A 17,890-nucleotide genomic window follows, 5' to 3' on the forward strand; every position below is an offset into this window, starting at 1 on the left:
CGGGCCGGGCCGGTCGAGGCGGTCGAGGTCCGCCGCGGCGGGGCGCTCGACACCGCCTGCGCCCAGGGCGAGCACGAGGACGGCCACCAGCCCGGGCAGACAGCCGAGCAGCATCAGCAGGGCGCCGGGTATCCGCCGGGCTCCCCGGCGCCCCGGCTCCGGCGTGTCGGCCGGCTCCGGTGTCTCCAGCGGGCCGGGCGTGTCCGGCGGCTTCGGCATTCCCGCCATCGCGGGTGTCGCCGGCCCTTCGGATGCCTCGGGTGTCCTTCCCGCCTCCCGCGTCCGCGAGGTCCCGGGTGTCTGTCCCGGGTCCGGCGTCCGCGTGCTCGGCGTCGGCGGGAACCCGGGTCCCCGGCGTCTCAGGCGTCTCATCTGTCTCATGGATCTCAGGCGTCTCATGGATATCAGGAGCCTCAGCTGTTGTCTCAGGAGTTCCAGCAGTCCCGTACGACCCGGGGTCGCGGACGTCTGCGGCGCCCCGGAGGACTCCGGCGTCCCGGCTCCCCCCGGCGCCCCGGCCAACTCCGGCATACCCTGCATAACGGGTGTATCCCCCGGCTGCGGAGTCACCGGCAGCTTCGGCCCCGGTGTCCCCGGCCTGCCCAGCGGCTTGCGCCTGCCGAGCGTCTCCAGTCTTTTTCGGACGGCGTGCATGAGCCCACTCTCGGGCGGCCGGGCCGTGCCCGCGATGTGCACTCTGCCACCTGGCGGAACCATCATCCCGGTCCGGGACGTTTCCGGGGGTACACACATACGAGGCCGGTTCGCCGCCCGGTGGCCGTGCCCGTGAGTGGGTGACTGATCACCGGCCCCGTCCCGTCCGTACTGAGGGGTCCGAGAGAAAGGCGGCTCCGTGGACCTGCTCGACCTGGTGCTCGTGCTGGTGATCCTCGTCTACGCGGCGTCCGGTTACCGGCGCGGGCTGGTGGCCGGCTGCGTCTCGCTGGCCGGGTTCGTCGGCGGTGCCGTCGTCGGCGTGTGGGTGCTGCCCTGGGTGACCGGCCTGGTGGAGCGCGGTACGGCGCAGGCGACGACCCTCGCGGTGGTGACCGTGCTGGTGCCCGCGGTGGTGGGGCACGAGCTCGCCGGCCGGCTGGCGCTGCGGCTGCGCGGGGAGCTGGACCGGGGCCCGCTGCGGGTGCTGGACGGGCTGGGGGGCGCGGCGGCGAACTCGGTGGCGGTGCTGATCGTGGCCTGGGTGGCGGCGAGCGTGCTGGGCGCGGCCCCGTCCCAGACGCTGAACGCGGCGATACGGAACTCGACGCTGCTGGGCGCGGTGCAGGACGCGATGCCGGACACCACGCCCGCGTGGTTCTCGCGGGCCACGTCGGCGCTGACCGAGGCGGGCTTCCCGCAGGTCTTCAACCCGTTCGAGAACGAGTCGACGGCAAGGGTGGCCCGGCCCTCCGGGGACAGCGTCACCCCGGCCGCGACGAGCGCCGCCAAGCTGAGCACGGTGAAGATCGAGGGCGCCTCGGGCAACGAGGGGCGCGAGGGCAGCGGTTTCGTCTACGCCGCGGGGCATGTGATGACCAACGCGCACGTGGTGGCGGGCATCGACCACCCGAGCGTGCGGGTCGGCGGCGTGGGGCGGTCGTACCTGGCCCGGGTGGTGCTCTTCGACCCCGACCGGGACGTGGCAGTGCTGTATGTGCCCGGGCTGCACGCCCCGGTGCTGCGGTTCGACACCAGCGCGACGCGCGGTGACTCGGCGGTGGTCGCGGGCTATCCGCAGGACGGCGGGCTGGACCTGCAGGCGGCGACGGTGGCGAGCCGGGTGCGGGCGACCGGGCAGAACATCTACAACGACGCCGCGGTCACCCGGGACATCTACTCGATCCGCTCCACGGTCCGGCCGGGCAACTCCGGCGGCCCGCTGCTGACCACGACGGGCAAGGTGTTCGGGGTGGTCTTCGCGCGCTCCACCTCGGACGCCGAGACGGGGTACGCGCTGACGGCGGACGAGGTGACGGGCGACGCCCAGCGCGCCGCGACGACGACGGCGCCGGTGGACACCGGCCAGCTGGTCAGCTCCTAGGCCGGCTCCCGGGCTCCGGCCGGCCGGCTCCCGGCGGTCAGACGCGCCGGCCCATGAGTACGTCGTCGACGTAGGCGCCGTCGAGGAGGAACTCCTCCGGCTGCACTCCCTCGACGGCGAACCCCTCGGACTCGTACAGCGCGCGGGCCGGGGCGTTGTGCCCGAGCACGCGCAGGCTCAGCCGCCGCGCCCCGCGCCCGCGCGCCTCCTCGACGGCGCCCCGGATGAGCGCGCGCCCGAGGCCCCGCCCGCGCGCCTCCTCGGCGACGGCGAGGCCCTGGATCTGCAGGACGTGCGCGTTGGAGGCCAGCGGGGTGGGGCGGGCGATGCGGACATAGCCGGCGACCCGCCCGTCGGCCACGGCGACCAGGTAGTCCTCCGGGAGGTGGCGCTCGTCGAAGAACGGGCCCTCCGGCGGGGGCGACACGGCGTGCAGGGTGGACCAGGTGGCCCGGTCGAGGGCGGCCAGTCGTTCTTCGTCGGCGGGCACGGCGATGCGTATGTACGGCTCCGGCATGACGATCACGGTACGGCGGGCCGCCGGAGCACCTCACGGGGTTTTCGCGCGGGCATGCTGGGGCCATGGAACGTATGCGCATCGCGGTGGCCGGCGCGTCCGGGCTCATCGGCAGCGCCCTGGTGCGGTCCCTGACCGCGGACGGGCACGAGGTGGTACGACTGGTACGCCGGGCGGCAGCGGGCCCGTACGAGGTCTGCTGGGACCCCGAGGGGCAGTACGTGGACGCGGCCGGGCTGACCGGCTGTGCCGCGGTGGTCAATCTGGCCGGGGCGGGCATCGGCGACCGGCGCTGGACGCCGTCGTACAAGCGGCTGCTGCGGGACAGCCGGGTGCTGGGCACGGCCGCGCTGGCGGAGGCGGTGGCCGCGCTGCCCGAGCCGCCGCGGGTCTTCGTCAGCGGCAGCGCGATCGGCTTCTACGGCGACACCGGCGACCGGGCGGTGGACGAGGACGCCCCGCCGGGCGACGGTTTCCTGCCCTCGCTGTGCGTGGAGTGGGAGGAGGCGGCGGCGCCCGCGCAGGAGGCGGGCGTGCGGACGGTGTTCGCGCGCACGGGCCTGGTGGTGGCGCGCGGCGGCGGGGCCTGGGGGCGGCTGTTCCCGCTGTTCCGGGCGGGGCTCGGGGGGAGGCTGGGCGACGGTCGGCAGTACTGGTCGTACATCGCGCTGCACGACGAGGTCGCCGCGATCCGGCATCTCATCGACGACGACACGCTCTCCGGGCCGTTCAACCTGACGGCCCCGCGGCCGCTGACGAACCGTGAGATCACGGCGGCGATGGCCCGCGTGCTGCACCGCCCCGCCCCCTTCGCGGTCCCGGCGCCGGTGCTGCGGGCGGTGCTGGGCGACATGGCGGGGGACGTGCTGGGCAGCCAACGGGTGCTGCCGAGGCGGCTGTTGGAGTCGGGGTTCCGGTTCGCGTTCCCGGGGATCGAGGAGGCGATCCGCTCCGCGGGGTGAACCGGCGCCTGCAACACCGGCGAACGGATGTGACCGCATGCGACCTCTATGCGACCGTGCCCTGTTGATGCGCGACTGTTCGTGACCGATCACGGACCTAACCTCGAGGCGAACTCGGGTATTCCCGGAGCCAGTTGGGGGCATGACGTCTCCACCGGCCGCGCAACCACAGGAGGGGCCTCGTGCTTGAGCCCGCGTACCAGGTGGACGTCGTCATCGTGGGAGCCGGAATCGCCGGACTCTCGGCGGCTCATCGGCTGACCAGCGCAGGAATCTCGACCGCAGTCCTCGAGGCCGCCCCTTACGTCGGCGGCCGCATGTCGACGGAGAAGGTCGACGGCTTCCGGCTCGACCGCATCGGACAGCTGATGTCCACGTCCTACCCCGAACTCCGCACGACCCCGGGCCTGGACTCCCTGGTCCTGCGCACCTTCGCGCCGGGCGTCCTGCTGCACCGCGACGGACGCACCCAGCGCGCGGGCGCACCGGCGGCCGTGGGGAGCACACGGGGCGCAAGGGGCGCACTCCATGTGGTGCGCGCTCTCGCCAGCGCCCCCAGGGGACCGGCGACCGGCCCCGGCCGGGCCGGCGCACCGGTGGGCGGCGCGGTCGACCAGGCCCGGCTCGGCGCCGCGCTGGGGCGGATCGCCGCCACCCCGGTCGAGCGCATCCTGGCCCGCCCGGAGATGCCCGCCCGCCAGGCCCTCGCCCAGCGCGGGTTGCCGCCGCGCACGATCGACGGCTTTCTGCGCCCGCTGCTCGCCACCCTGCTGTGCGACCCGGAGCTGACCACCTCGAGCCGGTGCGCCGACCTCGCGCTGCGCGCCTTCGCGAGCGGCCGGCTGTGTGTGCCGGAGGGCGGCGCGGAGATGCTGCCGGAGCTGCTGGCGCGGGCGCTGCCGCCGGGCATCGTGCACACCGGGGTGCGGGTCACCTCGGTGTCCACGACCTCGGTGGCCACCGCCGAGCACGGCGAGATCCGCTGCCGGGCGGTGCTGCTGGCGACCGACGCGCGGGCGGCGGCGGAGCTGCTGCCGGGCCTGAGGGTGCCGGACTTCCACCCGGTGACCGTGGTCCACCACACCACCGACGACCCGGCGGCGGTCCTCGCCACCGGCACCTCGCTGCTGCTGGACGCCGACCGCGGCGGGCCGGTGGCGCACACGGCGGTGCTCAGCGCCGTGGACCCGAGCCGGGCGCCGGCCGGCCGGGTGCTGATCTCCTCGACCGTGCTCGGCACACCGCCGGAAGGGGTCGACACCGCCGTCCGCATCCACCTCTCCCGTCTCCACGGCACCTCGACGCGCCGCTGGGAGACGCTGGCGGTGCACCACACCCCGGAGGCGGTCCCGGCGATGCGCCCACCCCACGACCTGCGCCGCCCGGTACGGCTGCTCGCCGGCCTGTACGTCTGCGGCGACCACCGCGACACCAGCACGCTCCAGGGCGCCCTGCACTCGGCCCACCGCGCGTCGGCGGCGATCCTGGCCGACCTGGGCGCGGCGGGTTCGCTGAACCGCGCGGATCCGGCGCCTACTCTGCCCAGGGCGGCGTAGGCGGACGGACAACCGCAAGCCCCGACGGCGACCGGCAACCGGCTACCCCAACGCCGCCACCTTCTCCCGGTACCCCCGCACCGGTGCCGCGTCCCGATAAGGCTCGAGCCGGCGCTCGAAGTCCCGCACGTACTCCACAGCGCGAACGCTCCGCATCTCCGCGGCCTGGCCGGCGGCCTCCGCGGCCAGGGCGCACGCCTGGTCGAGTTCGCCGAGGCCGAGGCGGGCCGTGGCGAGGACCACGCGGCAGAAGAGCCGGCTGCGGGCGTGGGAGGTCGCGCGGAGCTGGAGTGAGCGTTCGGCGTGCTGGGCGGAGGCCCGGAACTGCTGCAGATCCCGGTGGCAGTGCCCGAACTCGTCGGCGAGCTGAGCCTCGTCGAAGAACTTCGCCCAGTACGGCACCTCGTCCCCGGGCCGGGCCGCCTCCAGGGCGCGCTCGGCCCGCACGAGCGCCGCCGTGCACGCCCGCACCTCGCCGAGCACGCCGTGCGCCCTCGCCTCGGAGGCGTGCAGCAGCGCCTGCACGACCGGCGGGCCGCCGGTCCCCATGCCCTGCTGGGCGACACGGACGAGCTGTACGGCCTCCCTGCCGTGGCCGAGATAGACGGCCTGCCGGCTCATGGTGACCAGGACGTAGGAGCCGTACGCCCGGTCGCCGGCCGCCTGGGCGAGCCGCAGGGCCTGCACGAAGTAGCGCTGGGCGAGTCCGTGAGCGGCGATGTCGTACGAGGTCCAGCCCGCGAGCCGGGTCAGGTCGGCGGCGGCACCGAACAGCTTGCGGCCGGTCTGCTCGTCGTAGCTGCCGCGGAGCATCGGCTCGCACTCGTGCTCCAGGTAGCGCACCAGGGCCTGCCGGGCGTGGCCGCCGCCGTAGCGGTCGTCGAGGGTGCGGAACAGTTCGCCGACCGAGCGCAGCGCGTTGATGTCGCCGCCCGTGACCTTGTGGCCGGGGGCGCGCTCGGCGTGCCCGCGCGCCCGGGGCGGCACCGGCAGCGGCTGCCGCCCCTGGGGCTTGACCGGGGCGGGGCGGCCCTGCGCGGGCACCCGGGGTGCCGGTTCGCGGGCCACCTTGTCGTCGGGCTTGCCGATCAGCCAGTCCCGGCTGGGCACCACGAGCCCCGCCGGGGTGAACGCGATCTTGCGCAGTTCGGCGTGGCTGCCGGAGTCCTTGCGCCACAGCCCGCTGACGATGTCGACGGCCTCCTCCGGGGTGGCCGCGAACTCCAGCCCGGCGTACACCGGCGCACAGGCGTCCAGGCCGAGATCCTGGGCCGTGAGCCGGCGACCCAGCCGGCGCGTGAAGACCTCGGCGATCAGGGCGGGGGTCGTGCCCCGGGGCTGCTGTCCGCGCAGCCAGCGGGTGACCGAGGTCTTGTCATATCTGAGGTCGAGCCCGTGCTCGAGCCCGAGCTGGTCGACGCGACGGGCCAGACCCGCGTTGGAGAACCCCGCTTCTGCGATGAGCGCGGCGAGTTGGCGGTTGGGGGTGCGCTGCGCGGGTCGGTCCGTCATCTGCGGTGCGGTCTCCTGCCTTCCGAGCCTGTCGAAGTGCCCGGTTTGCCTTTGAGCAGCCCTTATGGCCTCACGAACGGCGCGAATGTAGCGGAGGGTGAGCAGGCGATCGCACATTCCGCAGGGCATTCATCCGATCGTGTGAGGAACGCCCGCAGGGCTGACGTACGCCGGTCGGACGTACAGTGGCGTGGGCGCGTTTCGTGCCTGACACACCGGTTCGCTGAGGGAGGCCCTTGCCGTGAGTGAGTTGCGGTTCGTTCGCATGGGGTTCGGTGCGGATGCCGTCGATTACCAGGAGGCCTGGGACGAGCAGCGCCGGGTGCACGCGGCCCGCTTCGCCGACGAGGTCCCGGACACCGTGATCCTGCTGGAGCATCCCCCGGTGTACACGGCCGGCCGCCGCACCGAGGACAGCGAGCGTCCGCTGGACGGCACCCCGGTCATCGACGTGGACCGCGGCGGCAAGATCACCTGGCACGGCCCCGGCCAGCTGGTGGGCTACCCGATCCAGAAGCTCCCGCGCCCGGTGGACGTGGTCGCGCACGTACGGCGCCTGGAGGAGGCGCTGATCCGCACCTGCGCCGAGTTCGGCCTGGAGACCACCCGGGTCGAGGGCCGCAGCGGCGTGTGGGTGCTCGGCGACCCGGTCGAGCAGCGGCCCTCGCTCGGCGGGCTCTCCCTGGACTTCGACCCGCGGCTGCAGGACGAGGAGTTCGACCCCCGCCTCAACGGCCCGGAGTACGCCCCCTCCAACGCCGGCCAGCGGCGCGAGGACCGCAAGATCGCCGCGATCGGCATCCGGGTCGCCAAGGGCGTCACGATGCATGGCTTCGCCCTCAACGTGAACCCCGACAACAAGTGGTTCGACCGGATCATCCCGTGCGGGATCCGGGACGCGGGGGTCGCCTCCCTCGCGGCCGAGCTGGGCCGGGACATCACCATCGAGGAGGTCCTGCCGGTGGCGGAGAGGCACCTGCGGGACATCCTGGAGAACGCGGACCTGAAGCCGCGGGTGATCGAGAAGGCGAGCGCCTGACCCGCCCGGCCGTGGTGGGAATGCGCCCTGCGACCGCCAGGTTGATCTCCCCGGCAGGGCGCAATGAGCACGGGCGTACCCTGGTGTACGCCGAAGAATCGAAGTCACAGGGAGCCGACGTGTCCGCAGTCTCACCGGACGGACGCAAGATGCTGCGCCTGGAGGTCCGCAACAGCCAGACCCCCATCGAGCGCAAGCCCGAGTGGATCAAGACCCGGGCGAAAATGGGTCCCGAGTACACGAAGATGCAGAACCTCGTGAAGAGCGAGGGCCTGCACACGGTCTGCCAGGAAGCCGGCTGCCCGAACATCTACGAGTGCTGGGAGGACCGCGAGGCGACCTTCCTCATCGGCGGCGACCAGTGCACCCGGCGCTGTGACTTCTGCCAGATCGACACCGGCAAGCCCGAGGCCCTGGACCGCGACGAGCCGCGGCGCGTCGGCGAGTCCGTGGTCACGATGGACCTGAACTACGCCACCATCACCGGCGTCGCCCGCGACGACCTGGAGGACGGCGGCGCCTGGCTGTACGCCGAGACCGTGCGCCAGATCCACCGGCAGACCGCCGAGCGGGAGGGCGGCCGTACGAAGGTCGAACTCCTCGCCCCCGACTTCAACGCGGTCCCCGAGCAGCTGGCCGAGGTCTTCTCCTCGCGCCCCGAGGTCTTCGCGCACAACGTCGAGACGGTCCCGCGGATCTTCAAGCGGATCCGCCCCGGCTTCCGCTACGAGCGCTCCCTGAAGGTCATCACCGAGGCCCGCGACTACGGCCTGGTGACCAAGTCCAACCTGATCCTCGGCATGGGCGAGACCCGCGAGGAGGTCAGCGAGGCGCTGAGGCAGCTGCACGACGCGGGCTGCGAGCTGGTCACCATCACCCAGTACCTGCGCCCCTCCGTCCGGCACCACCCCGTCGAGCGCTGGGTGAAGCCGCAGGAGTTCGTGGAGCTGAAGGAGGAGGCCGAGCAGATCGGCTTCTCCGGTGTGATGTCGGGTCCGCTGGTGCGGTCCTCGTACCGGGCCGGGCGCCTGTACCGGATGGCCATCGAACAGCGTCACTCGGCTGCTCCGCAGCGGGGCGGTTCGTTCGTCGCCACCCAGGCGGTGTGAGCCCGCGCGTGTGAATTCACGCACAAGTAGCTACCGGCCAGTAATGGCCGAGTCGACGCGGTCCTGACCGTCCTCGCTGATGAGGGCGGGCATCAGGGCCGCGTCAGCGTTTCAGCGCTCTGTATCAAGGCTTCATTGGCGTTTGACCGGTCGGACACGCCCTGGTAACACCAATCAGTGACTCTGGTATCACGCCTCGTACACCGTCCGCTCCGAGGGGGGACCTCGATCATGCAGGCCGCGCCCGTACGCGCCACCGCCATCCCGTCCTTCACCGACGCTCTCCGCGCCGTCGAGTCGCTGCTCATGAGCGGTGGTCAGCGCACCGCCCGGCGCAACGCGTGGACCTCCGTGCTGGAGGACCGCCGGCGTGCCAAGGACCGGGTGGAGGCGCAGCGTGTCCTGGAGCAGGCCGCCGGCCGCTCCTGAGTCCACCGGCCGTGCACCGGGCACTGCCGTCGTCCGCACTCCCGGGGCCACGTAGACTTCGTGACATGGCGAGGAAGGAACCCGCGGCGGACGCCGCGAACGCAGGGCGACTGAAGCAGATCGCCCTCACCTACAAGATGACCCGCAAGGTCGACACAAAGATCGGTCTTGTACTCGGGGCCGTCGGCATCGGCACCCTCGCTGTCTTCCTTGTGATCGGCTTCTTGCTCGGCCACCCGGTCTACCTGGGCATCTTCGGCCTGCTGATCGCACTGCTGGCGACGGCGATCGTGTTCGGCCGCCGTGCCGAGCGCGCCGCCTTCGGCCAGATGGAGGGCCAGCCGGGCGCCGCGGCCGCCGTACTGGACAACATCGGCCGGGGCTGGACGACGACTCCGGCGGTGGCGATGAACCGCAGCCAGGACGTGGTGCACCGGGCGGTCGGCAAGGCCGGCATCGTGCTGGTCGCCGAGGGCAACCCGAACCGGGTGAAGAGCCTGCTGGCCGCCGAGAAGAAGAAGATGAACCGGATCGTCGCGGACGTACCGGTGCACGATGTGATCGTCGGCACCGGCGAGGGCCAGGTCGAGCTGAAGAAGCTGCGCACGACCCTGCTGAAGTTCCCGCGCGTGCTCACCGGCCCCCAGGTCACGGCCACCAACGACCGGCTGCGGGCCCTGGGCGACCTGATGAGCAACATGCCGCTGCCGAAGGGGCCCATGCCCAAGGGCATGCGGATGCCGAAGGGCCGCTGAGCCCCGCGGCGCCGGCCCGTCAGCGCAGGCGCCGGAACTCCCGCTCGCAGTAGACCATCGGCGAACCCTCGCCCAGCCGTACTCCCGTTACCCGGCCGATCAGGATCGTGTGATCCCCGGCCGGGTAACGCGCGTATGCGGCACAGTCCAGTTGTACGGGCGCCTGCCGCACCGCCGGCAGCCCGGAGGGGTTCGGCTGCAGCAAGGTGTCGGAGAACTTGTCGGCGCCCTTGGTGGCGAACAGCAGGGCCAGCGGCTGGTGCTCCGGGGCGAGCACGCTCACCGCGAAGTGGTCGCACCGCGCGAAGACCGCCGCGGAGTCGGCCGCGTCCGCGAGACACACCAGGACCAGCGGTGGCTCCAGGGAGACGGAACAGAAGGAGCTCGCCGTGAAGCCGCGCGGGGTGCCGTCCTCGCAGCGGGCGGTCACCACCACCACGCCCGACGGAAAGCGCGCCATGGCGTCCCGGAACTCCTCCGGCGTCACCTCGGCCGCCATCACATCCTGAGCATCGGTCATACCGCGACGATGCCGTCGGCGGTGTGACCGGGCAACCGGGTGGTGGCATCTGGACGACTGCCGGGTGCGGGCGCGGACCCGCAGCCGGGAACGGTCAGACCCGGACCTCCACGGTCTTCGCCAGCCTGTCGTGCAGCCCGCGGCCGTCCCGGTCCCAGATCAGCGCCGGAATCGCGAGGCACAACAGGACCGTGCGGAGCAGGGACCGCAGCGGGCTGACCGTGCCGGTCTCCAGGGCCACCACCCGGATGCCGAAGAGCCGCTTGCCCGGGGTGAAGCCGATCGTGCCCACGGTCAGCACGCTCATGACGAAGAAGACGCCGAGCGCCCAGTTGCTCGTCGCAGGCACCCGGTAGCCGTTCGTGATCAGGCCGTATGCGATCAGAACGCTCAGTCCCCAGTCCACGGCGAGCGCGCCGAGCCGGCGTCCCGGGCGGGCGATCGAGTTCGGCCCCTCCTCGGGGAGGCCGAGCTGCTCGCCCCGGTAGCCGAAGTCCGCGCCGGCCTCTTCCATGGCCGCGCGAGGCCCGGAGAGCCACGACCCGAGTGCTTGCCTGTTGTCCACCCGTCCACGGTACTGGGCCCGAAATGACCGGGGTACGCCGGGGTGTCCCGGAGCTAGGGTGGACGCGTGGCCGGTTAACTTCTGCGAAACAAACGGGTCACGCCCGAGAAATCACCCGTCCCTAGGGTCGAGACCAGCGTGTGCCACCGCACTGGCCGCACGAACGATCTACCACCCCGGCGAGGACGGTCGGGAGTAGGAGGAGCTGGATGTTCCAGAACGCCGACGAGGCCAAGAAGTTCATCGCGGACGAGGACGTCAAGTTCGTCGACGTCCGCTTCTGCGACCTGCCGGGCGTCATGCAGCACTTCACGGTGCCCGTTGAGGCGTTCGACCCGGACGAGGAGCTGGCCTTCGACGGATCGTCGATCCGCGGCTTCCAGGCCATCCACGAGTCCGACATGGCGCTGCGTGCCGACCTGTCCACCGCCCGTGTGGACCCCTTCCGCCGGGACAAGACGCTCAACATCAACTTCTTCATCCACGACCCGATCACGGGCGAGCAGTACTCCCGTGACCCGCGCAACGTGGCGAAGAAGGCCGAGGCCTACCTCGCGTCGACCGGTATCGCGGACACCGCGTACTTCGGTCCCGAGGCCGAGTTCTACGTCTTCGACAGCGTCCGTTTCGCCACCTCGGCGAACGAGTCCTTCTACCACATCGACTCCGAGGCGGGCGCCTGGAACACCGGTGCCCTCGAGGACAACCGCGGTTACAAGGTCCGCTACAAGGGCGGCTACTTCCCGGTCCCGCCGGTCGACCACTTCGCCGACCTGCGCGCCGAGATCTCCCTGGAGCTGGAGGCGGCCGGCCTGAAGGTCGAGCGCCAGCACCACGAGGTGGGCACCGCCGGCCAGGCGGAGATCAACTACAAGTTCAACACCCTGCTGGCCGCCGCCGACGACCTGCAGCTGTTCAAGTACATCGTGAAGAACGTGGCCTGGCGCAACGGCAAGACCGCGACCTTCATGCCGAAGCCGATCTTCGGTGACAACGGCTCGGGCATGCACGTGCACCAGTCGCTGTGGAGCAACGGCGACCCGCTGTTCTACGACGAGGCCGGTTACGCGGGCCTGTCGGACACCGCCCGCTACTACATCGGCGGCATCCTCAAGCACGCCCCGTCGCTGCTGGCCTTCACCAACCCGACGGTGAACTCGTATCACCGTCTGGTGCCGGGCTTCGAGGCGCCGATCAACCTGGTGTACTCGCAGCGCAACCGCTCCGCGGCCATGCGTATCCCGATCACCGGCTCCAACCCGAAGGCCAAGCGCGTCGAGTTCCGCGCCCCGGACTCCTCCGGCAACCCGTACCTGGCCTTCTCCGCCCTGCTCCTCGCGGGTCTGGACGGCATCAAGAACAAGATCGAGCCGGCCGAGCCGATCGACAAGGACCTGTACGAGCTGGCTCCCGAGGAGCACGCGAACGTCGCCCAGGTCCCGACCTCGCTGCCGGCCGTCCTCGACTCGCTCGAGGCCGACCACGAGTTCCTCCTCCAGGGCGACGTCTTCACGCCGGACCTGATCGAGACGTGGATCGACTTCAAGCGCACCAACGAGATCGCGCCGCTGCAGCTGCGTCCGCACCCGCACGAGTTCGAGCTGTACTTCGACGTGTGATATCGCCCCAGGTCGGAGCGGGTAACCGCGCCCCTGGGCCGTCCGTGGGCCGTCGGCCGGCTCTCCTTCTTCGGGAGAGCCGGCCGACGGCTTTTTCTCGGACTCCACGCATCACCGAGAAGTTTCACCAACTGAAGAGGTTGCCGACGGCCTCGGCATCTCCCGCGAGCTGGCGGCGTTCCACCTGGACAAGCCGGTGGCGGCCGGCCTGCTCCAGGCGCGCCATCGATCGCCCGCGGGTATCCGAAGGGTTGGCCGTAGCCCAAGGTGTACGCGCCGGTGGACGAGGCCGTCACGCTGACCATCCCCGAGCGTCGCTACGGCATGCCGGCCGACCTTCTCACCGAGGCCGTGCTCACCGAGACGGACGAGGAATCGGCCAGGGACGCCGCGCTCCGTGCGGCATACCGGCGAGGGGAGACCCTGGGCACCGCCGAACGCGAGCGAGTGCGTCCGGGGCGCCTCGGCGCCGAGCGCGGACTGAGCGTCGCGGCCGGCACACTCGAGAAGTTCGGCTACGAGCCGGAGCGCACCGCCCCCACCCTGATGCGCCTGCGCAACTGCCCCTTCCACCCCATGGCAGCCAAGGCCCCCGAACCGATCTGCGCCGTCAACCGGGCTTTTCTGGCCGGCTACCTGCACGGCCTGGGAAGCGACAGGACCACTGCAGTCCTCGCCCCGCGGCCCGGCTCATGCTGTGTCGAACTGCGCGGCGACGGCACGACGGGCGACGGGCCGGAGAGGGGTGGCGCCTGCGAGCGCTGACCAGGTCGGCGCCGGGTCCTGCTTTGAGGGCGCCGTAGTCCGCAGCGGCGCCCTCCCGTCGGTGCCGCAGCACCGCGCCCACGGCCGGCCGTGAAAAGCCGGAAGAGCCGGACTCCATACCGACCGTTCCCCCCACCCGATCGTCCCCTGCTCCCTCGCCGGCCATGGCAGACGCCAGGCGGCTGGACCGGCTTCCGTGCGGGACGAGTACCCAGCGTGGGCCCTCGTCGCCGTGGGGTTCGGGCGGGCCAGACGGCATGACGCGGGCGTGCTGGACCACGAGCCTGCCGCGGGGGCCTTCGACGTGTTCCGGACCGTGGGACACCGGGGAGGGAACTTTTTCCCGCTTCCCGGACTTCCTACTTCCGGGGGATCATCCCTCCTGACCCTGCCGGACGAGAGAGGTTGAACGGGGATGACGGAACAGGACGACTGGGAGCGGGAGTTCGATCACCGCTGGGCGAATTCCGCCGAGCACAAGGAGCCCTCGGCCCGGGCCCGGATGCTCGCCGCGCGCTGGAAGGAGACCCCGCCGGATCCGGCGCCCTTCCGCGCCGATCCCGATCCGGTGCCGCGCCGGACGTCGTGGGCGTCGACGGCCGTGGTCTTCGGCTGTGTGATCGGGGTCATGGTGCTGATCGGGCTGCTGCAGTTCGGCTCCTCGCGCTAGCGGGCGGGGACCGACGGCGGCAGCCGGCCGGCTCACAGGTGCGTTTTGCCGCTCCTGGGGACGTTCGGGACCTGTTCATGGGGGTGGGCTGGTGCACACTGGACAGCGGGACGAGTGCCTGACTGCGGGGTGATGCAAGATGCAGAGCCGCTTCCGGAGCGACCGACGGCTGACCGTGCGCATGGGTCTGACGATGTTCCTGCTCGGTCTGCTGTACGTGGGCTTCGTCGCCGCGCTGATCGCGCTGCTGAGGTCCTGGGTGCTGGTCGTCGTGCTGGTCGGAGCGATGTTCGTGGCACAGTTCTGGTTCTCCGACCGGATCGCCATGTTCGCGATGCACGGCCGGGTCGTGGAGCGGGAGGAGTATCCCGAGCTGCACGCGGTGGTGGACCGGCTGTGCGCGATCGCCGACATGCCCAAGCCGGTGGTCGCGGTGTCCGACATGGACATGCCGAACGCGTTCGCGACCGGCCGTAATCCCGACCACGCCGTGGTCTGCGTGACCACGGGGCTGCTACGGCGGCTGGAGCCGGCCGAGCTGGAGGGCGTGCTGGCGCACGAGCTGTCGCACGTGGCGCACAAGGACGTCGCCGTGATCACGGTCGCGTCCTTCCTCGGCGTGCTGGCGGGCCTGATCGTGCGGTTCGCCTTCTACTCGCAGGTCTTCGGCGGCGGCCGCAGGGACCAGAACACCGCCGCCGTCTTCGCCGCGATCATGGGCGTCTCCGCGGCGGTGTACGCGATCAGCTTCCTGCTGATCCGGGCGCTGTCCCGGTACCGGGAGCTGGCGGCCGACCGCGCGGCCGCGCATCTCACCGGCCGCCCGTCGGCCCTGGCCTCGGCGCTCACCAAGGTCACCGGGGACATCGCCCGGATCCCGAGCAAGGACCTGCGCACCGCCCAGGCGTTCAACGCCTTCTACTTCAGCCCGGCGACCGGGAAGGAGCCGGGCATCGAGCGGATCTTCTCCACGCACCCGACCCTGGAGCAGCGGCTGGAACAGCTGGGCCGGATCTCGGCGGAGCTGGGCGAGGCCGCCACTCCCGGGAAGGCGGGCTGAGCGTTGGGGCTGCTGGACATCCTGCTGGGCCGTACGAAACCGGTCGCGCCCGATCTCGACCAGCTCTTCGCGCTGCCCTCGGCGGCCGTGACCCTTCAGGCCGCGGCCGGTTTCACGCCGACCGGGACCGGAGCGGTGTGCTTCGCCACGGTCGAGGGCGCGGCCTTCGAGCAGACCCACCGGGAGGTGCAGGCGCTGCTGGACGCGGACAGCGACCGCGGCGGACTGCCGGTGGAGCTGCGCCGGGACGACTACGGCTATTCCTGGCTGGTGTCCGCGCGCAGCCCCGAGCAGCTGCCGGAGCTGGTCAACGACCTGCACGCGGTGAACAGCGCGATGGAGGTCAACGGCTTCGGCCCGCAGCTGCTGTGCTCGCTGGCCGCCTTCACCGACGAGGGCGGCCACAAGCTGGCGCTGGTCTACCTCTACAAGCGGGGCACCTTCTACCCCTTCGCTCCCCTGCCCGGCCCGGCCGAGCGTCGGGACAACGCGCTGGAGCTCCAGGTGAAGGCGGCGCTCGCGAACGATCTGCGGATCGAGCAGGACCTCGGCCGCTGGTTCCCGGTGTGGGGCGCCCCCGGCCTGTGACCGGGGCCGCCCCACCGCACTACGTCCTTCACCCGCTCTTCTCGCGCTGCTGCCGGCGGGTCTCGAAGGGCCGTTCCCGGCGGTAGCGGCGCTCCCACTTCGCCAGCCGGTCCCGGCGCTCGCGGTAGGCGCGGTAGCTCTCCGGCGGGGGCGGGGTGCCCGCGCCGGCGGGTGGTGGTGTGCCGGGGGAACCGCGTCCGTGCGTCGCGTACAGGTACAGCAGCGCGACGGCGGCGAGCCACCACAGATGGTTTCCGATTCCGAGGATCACCAGGACGACGGTCGCGGATGCGACGATGCCACGCATGACGGACCTCCGTGGGGTGAGTGTGGCGGGGGTGGAGTGTGTCGGCTTCGTGCCGTTTGTTCAGCGTAGGGAGGCGGTGACGGGGACCGCATCCCGTTTTCCGCCCGGCGGGGGCCCGCCGTGAGTGAATGACCTCATGAGCGAACTCTCCGTATTCACCCACGACTTCGACGGCGAACGGCTCAGTGGCGTGGCCGCGGGCCCACCGGGCCGGGCCACGGCGGTGCTGCTGCACGGCGCGGGCAACGGCAGCAAGCAGCGTCTCCTGCCGTTGCTCACGGAGTTCGCCGGGCACGGCTGCCACGCCCTGGCGTTCGACTTCTCGGGCCATGGCGAGAGCACGGGTTCCCTCGCCGAGCTGAGCCTGCGCCGACGGTTCGAGCAGGCGGTGGCGGTGCTCGACGCACACGCACCGGCGGACGATCCGCTGGTCCTGGTCGGCTTCAGCATGAGCGGACAGACGGTCGCCGATCTCGTACGGCACTACGGCCCGCGAGTGGCGGCCGTCGGGCTGTGCTCGCCCGCCGTCTACGCCCCCGAGGCCTGGGAGGTGCCGCTCGGGAACGGCCGGGGCCGCTTCAGCGAGATCATCCGCACACCGGACGGCTGGCGGAGCTCGCCCGCCCTGGAGGCGCTCCGGGCCTACGCGGGCCGTGCGGTGCTGGCGGTCCCGGGCACCGACGCGGTCATCCCGCCGGCCGTGACCGAGGCGGTGCAGGACGCTCTGACCGCACGGGCCCGGTACACCCGGTTCGAACTCCCCGAGGCGGAGCACCGGTTGGGGCTGTGGTTCCACGACCATGCCGAGGACCGGCGCGGGTTGGTGGCGGCGCTGGTCAGCGGGCTCGACGGAGAGCAGGGCTGGGCGGCGACCCGGGCCTGGGTGGCCAAGCAGCTGCCCGCCGGCCGTACCGTCACGGACACCCGGATGCTCCAGGGCGGCTGGTCCTCGCAGATGCGCGCGCTCACCCTCGACAACGGGGAGGAGCTGGTGCTGCGCACCTTCGTGAAGCCCTTCTTCCGGCGGCACGCGCCCGGGCTGCTGTCCCGGGAAGCCGCGGTCCTCGGGCTGCTCGCCGCCGAGGAGGCCGTGCCCGCCCCGGCCCTGGTCGCCGTGGACGCCACGGCCGAGCACTGCGACCACCCGTCCCTGCTGATGACCGGGCTGCCGGGCCGGATCCTGGTGGACGGAGAGGACGGGCACGGCGGCGTGGCGCTGGACCGGCGGCTCGATCTGCTGGCGGCCCAACTGGTCGGGATCCACGCGGTGGTGCCGCCGGAGCAGCCCCGCACCTACCAGGCGTGGACCTCACCCGAGAGCGTGCGCACTCCGGCGGGGGCGCTGTGGGAGCGCGCCGTGGACGTGATCCGCCGGGACCCGCCGCCGTACCGGGGGTGCTTCCTGCACCGGGACTACCACCCGGGGAACGTGCTCTTCACGGGCACGGGCGAGGACGTGCGGATCAGCGGGGTCGTGGACTGGGTGGAGACCTCCTGGGGTCCGGCCGACCTGGACGTGGCGCACTGCTCCACCGCGCTGGCCCTGCTGCACGGCCCGGAGCACGGGCTGGCCTTCCGGGACCGGTACGAGCGGCGGGGCGGCCACGGCCTCGCCGACGGCCGGGACCATCTGTACTGGCGGCTGCTGGACGCCCTCCACTACGCGTCCGGCGCGGAGAAGCTGGCCGGACCGTGGCGCGGTCTCGGCCGTACCGACCTGACGTCCGAGGTGCTGGGCGCGCGCATGGAGGCGTATGTGCGCGGACTGCTGGAGCGCTACGGCTGAGCGATCCGGCAGGCCCCGCGGCGCCCAGCACCTCGGACGTCAGGTCGGTACGGCCGAGACCGCGCCACGGTCCGGCCAGCTTCTCCGCGCCGG

General features: G+C 72.2%; 18 protein-coding genes and 1 pseudogene. 13 read left to right on the forward strand and 6 right to left on the reverse strand.

Annotation, left to right across the window (positions count from 1 at the left end; genetic code table 11):
* Positions 1–219 (reverse strand): annotated as a pseudogene (locus ABT288_RS45190) (hypothetical protein); the annotation flags it as partial.
* A gap of 634 nt (positions 220–853) precedes the next feature.
* Between ABT288_RS45190 and ABT288_RS45195 the strand changes: the two are divergent.
* Entirely contained in the window at positions 854–2,038 is a 1,185-nt protein-coding gene (locus tag ABT288_RS45195) for a MarP family serine protease (protein WP_351621446.1), read from the forward strand.
* A gap of 37 nt (positions 2,039–2,075) precedes the next feature.
* On the opposite strand, the gene ABT288_RS45200 is transcribed toward ABT288_RS45195, so the two are convergent.
* Positions 2,076–2,555 (reverse strand): GNAT family N-acetyltransferase, encoded by a 480-nt coding sequence (locus tag ABT288_RS45200; RefSeq protein ID WP_351621449.1) that lies wholly within the window; start codon positions 2,553–2,555, stop codon positions 2,076–2,078.
* 65 nt (positions 2,556–2,620) lie between these two features.
* On the opposite strand from ABT288_RS45200, the gene ABT288_RS45205 reads away from it, so the two are divergent.
* Together ABT288_RS45205 and ABT288_RS45210 are read left to right on the forward strand one after the other, a co-directional pair.
* On the forward strand, positions 2,621–3,517 hold the full coding sequence (locus ABT288_RS45205) for a TIGR01777 family oxidoreductase (RefSeq protein ID WP_351621452.1): 897 nt from the start codon (positions 2,621–2,623) through the stop codon (positions 3,515–3,517).
* Positions 3,518–3,699: 182 nt separating this feature from the next.
* Positions 3,700–5,073, forward strand: a complete 1,374-nt coding sequence (locus ABT288_RS45210) for an NAD(P)/FAD-dependent oxidoreductase (RefSeq protein WP_351621455.1) — start codon at positions 3,700–3,702, stop codon at positions 5,071–5,073.
* Between the two features lie 42 nt (positions 5,074–5,115).
* On the opposite strand, the gene ABT288_RS45215 is transcribed toward ABT288_RS45210, so the two are convergent.
* Positions 5,116–6,585: an NsdA family TPR-like regulatory protein gene (locus ABT288_RS45215; RefSeq protein ID WP_351621457.1), complete on the reverse strand. Its 1,470-nt coding sequence runs from the start codon at positions 6,583–6,585 to the stop codon at positions 5,116–5,118.
* A 241-nt stretch (positions 6,586–6,826) separates the two neighbouring features.
* On the opposite strand from ABT288_RS45215, the gene lipB reads away from it, so the two are divergent.
* The 4 genes from lipB (at position 6,827) to ABT288_RS45235 (ending at position 9,917) form a co-directional block, all read left to right on the forward strand.
* The gene (lipB, locus tag ABT288_RS45220; RefSeq protein ID WP_351621460.1) at positions 6,827–7,624 is read left to right on the forward strand and encodes a lipoyl(octanoyl) transferase LipB; all 798 of its coding nucleotides are present in this window, start codon (positions 6,827–6,829) and stop codon (positions 7,622–7,624) included.
* Positions 7,625–7,743: 119 nt separating this feature from the next.
* Positions 7,744–8,733, forward strand: coding sequence for a lipoyl synthase (lipA, locus tag ABT288_RS45225; protein WP_351621463.1), 990 nt, complete (start codon positions 7,744–7,746; stop codon positions 8,731–8,733).
* A gap of 231 nt (positions 8,734–8,964) precedes the next feature.
* Entirely contained in the window at positions 8,965–9,162 is a 198-nt protein-coding gene (locus ABT288_RS45230; protein WP_053653973.1) for an SCO2195 family GlnR-regulated protein, read from the forward strand.
* 65 nt (positions 9,163–9,227) lie between these two features.
* Positions 9,228–9,917, forward strand: coding sequence for a DUF4191 domain-containing protein (locus ABT288_RS45235; RefSeq protein ID WP_351621466.1), 690 nt, complete (start codon positions 9,228–9,230; stop codon positions 9,915–9,917).
* Between the two features lie 19 nt (positions 9,918–9,936).
* Here the strand turns inward: ABT288_RS45235 and ABT288_RS45240 are convergent, their stop codons facing one another.
* Both ABT288_RS45240 and ABT288_RS45245 read right to left on the reverse strand, forming a co-directional pair.
* Entirely contained in the window at positions 9,937–10,437 is a 501-nt protein-coding gene (locus ABT288_RS45240) for a flavin reductase family protein (protein ID WP_351621469.1), read from the reverse strand.
* Positions 10,438–10,531: 94 nt separating this feature from the next.
* Entirely contained in the window at positions 10,532–11,002 is a 471-nt protein-coding gene (locus tag ABT288_RS45245; RefSeq protein ID WP_351621472.1) for an RDD family protein, read from the reverse strand.
* A 209-nt stretch (positions 11,003–11,211) separates the two neighbouring features.
* Here ABT288_RS45245 and glnA point away from each other — a divergent pair, with 209 nt between their 5' ends.
* From glnA to pspAB, 5 genes are all read left to right on the forward strand, one after another.
* Positions 11,212–12,621, forward strand: coding sequence for a type I glutamate--ammonia ligase (gene glnA, locus ABT288_RS45250; RefSeq protein ID WP_351621475.1), 1,410 nt, complete (start codon positions 11,212–11,214; stop codon positions 12,619–12,621).
* Between the two features lie 279 nt (positions 12,622–12,900).
* The gene (locus ABT288_RS45255; RefSeq protein ID WP_351621478.1) at positions 12,901–13,386 is read left to right on the forward strand and encodes a helix-turn-helix domain-containing protein; all 486 of its coding nucleotides are present in this window, start codon (positions 12,901–12,903) and stop codon (positions 13,384–13,386) included.
* Positions 13,387–13,801: 415 nt separating this feature from the next.
* The gene (locus ABT288_RS45260; RefSeq protein ID WP_351621481.1) at positions 13,802–14,056 is read left to right on the forward strand and encodes an SCO2583/SCO2584 N-terminal domain-containing protein; all 255 of its coding nucleotides are present in this window, start codon (positions 13,802–13,804) and stop codon (positions 14,054–14,056) included.
* A gap of 139 nt (positions 14,057–14,195) precedes the next feature.
* Positions 14,196–15,116: a zinc metalloprotease HtpX gene (gene htpX / locus ABT288_RS45265; protein WP_351621484.1), complete on the forward strand. Its 921-nt coding sequence runs from the start codon at positions 14,196–14,198 to the stop codon at positions 15,114–15,116.
* Between the two features lie 3 nt (positions 15,117–15,119).
* Positions 15,120–15,704, forward strand: coding sequence for a PspA-associated protein PspAB (gene pspAB, locus ABT288_RS45270; RefSeq protein ID WP_351621487.1), 585 nt, complete (start codon positions 15,120–15,122; stop codon positions 15,702–15,704).
* A 28-nt stretch (positions 15,705–15,732) separates the two neighbouring features.
* On the opposite strand, the gene ABT288_RS45275 is transcribed toward pspAB, so the two are convergent.
* A complete protein-coding gene (locus ABT288_RS45275; RefSeq protein ID WP_351621490.1) occupies positions 15,733–16,011 on the reverse strand; it encodes a hypothetical protein in 279 nt (92 codons plus the stop codon).
* Between the two features lie 136 nt (positions 16,012–16,147).
* On the opposite strand from ABT288_RS45275, the gene ABT288_RS45280 reads away from it, so the two are divergent.
* Positions 16,148–17,797, forward strand: a complete 1,650-nt coding sequence (locus ABT288_RS45280; protein ID WP_351621492.1) for an alpha/beta fold hydrolase — start codon at positions 16,148–16,150, stop codon at positions 17,795–17,797.
* The last annotated feature ends 93 nt before the right edge of the window (positions 17,798–17,890 follow it).

Source organism: Streptomyces sp. NPDC001093 (assembly GCF_040298985.1).
Lineage (GTDB): Bacteria > Actinomycetota > Actinomycetes > Streptomycetales > Streptomycetaceae > Streptomyces.

Excerpts from the sequence above, each read along its gene's own strand:
- ABT288_RS45200 (WP_351621449.1), bottom strand. The coding sequence starts at position 2,555 with ATGCCGGAGCCGTACATACGCATCGCCGTGCCCGCCGACGAAGAACGA.
- ABT288_RS45205 (WP_351621452.1), top strand. The coding sequence starts at position 2,621 with ATGGAACGTATGCGCATCGCGGTGGCCGGCGCGTCCGGGCTCATCGGC.
- ABT288_RS45215 (WP_351621457.1), bottom strand. The coding sequence starts at position 6,585 with ATGACGGACCGACCCGCGCAGCGCACCCCCAACCGCCAACTCGCCGCG.
- ABT288_RS45230 (WP_053653973.1), top strand. The coding sequence starts at position 8,965 with ATGCAGGCCGCGCCCGTACGCGCCACCGCCATCCCGTCCTTCACCGAC.
- ABT288_RS45235 (WP_351621466.1), top strand. The coding sequence starts at position 9,228 with ATGGCGAGGAAGGAACCCGCGGCGGACGCCGCGAACGCAGGGCGACTG.
- ABT288_RS45240 (WP_351621469.1), bottom strand. The coding sequence starts at position 10,437 with ATGACCGATGCTCAGGATGTGATGGCGGCCGAGGTGACGCCGGAGGAG.
- glnA (WP_351621475.1), top strand. The coding sequence starts at position 11,212 with ATGTTCCAGAACGCCGACGAGGCCAAGAAGTTCATCGCGGACGAGGAC.
- ABT288_RS45260 (WP_351621481.1), top strand. The coding sequence starts at position 13,802 with ATGACGGAACAGGACGACTGGGAGCGGGAGTTCGATCACCGCTGGGCG.
- htpX (WP_351621484.1), top strand. The coding sequence starts at position 14,196 with ATGCAGAGCCGCTTCCGGAGCGACCGACGGCTGACCGTGCGCATGGGT.
- ABT288_RS45275 (WP_351621490.1), bottom strand. The coding sequence starts at position 16,011 with ATGCGTGGCATCGTCGCATCCGCGACCGTCGTCCTGGTGATCCTCGGA.
- ABT288_RS45280 (WP_351621492.1), top strand. The coding sequence starts at position 16,148 with ATGAGCGAACTCTCCGTATTCACCCACGACTTCGACGGCGAACGGCTC.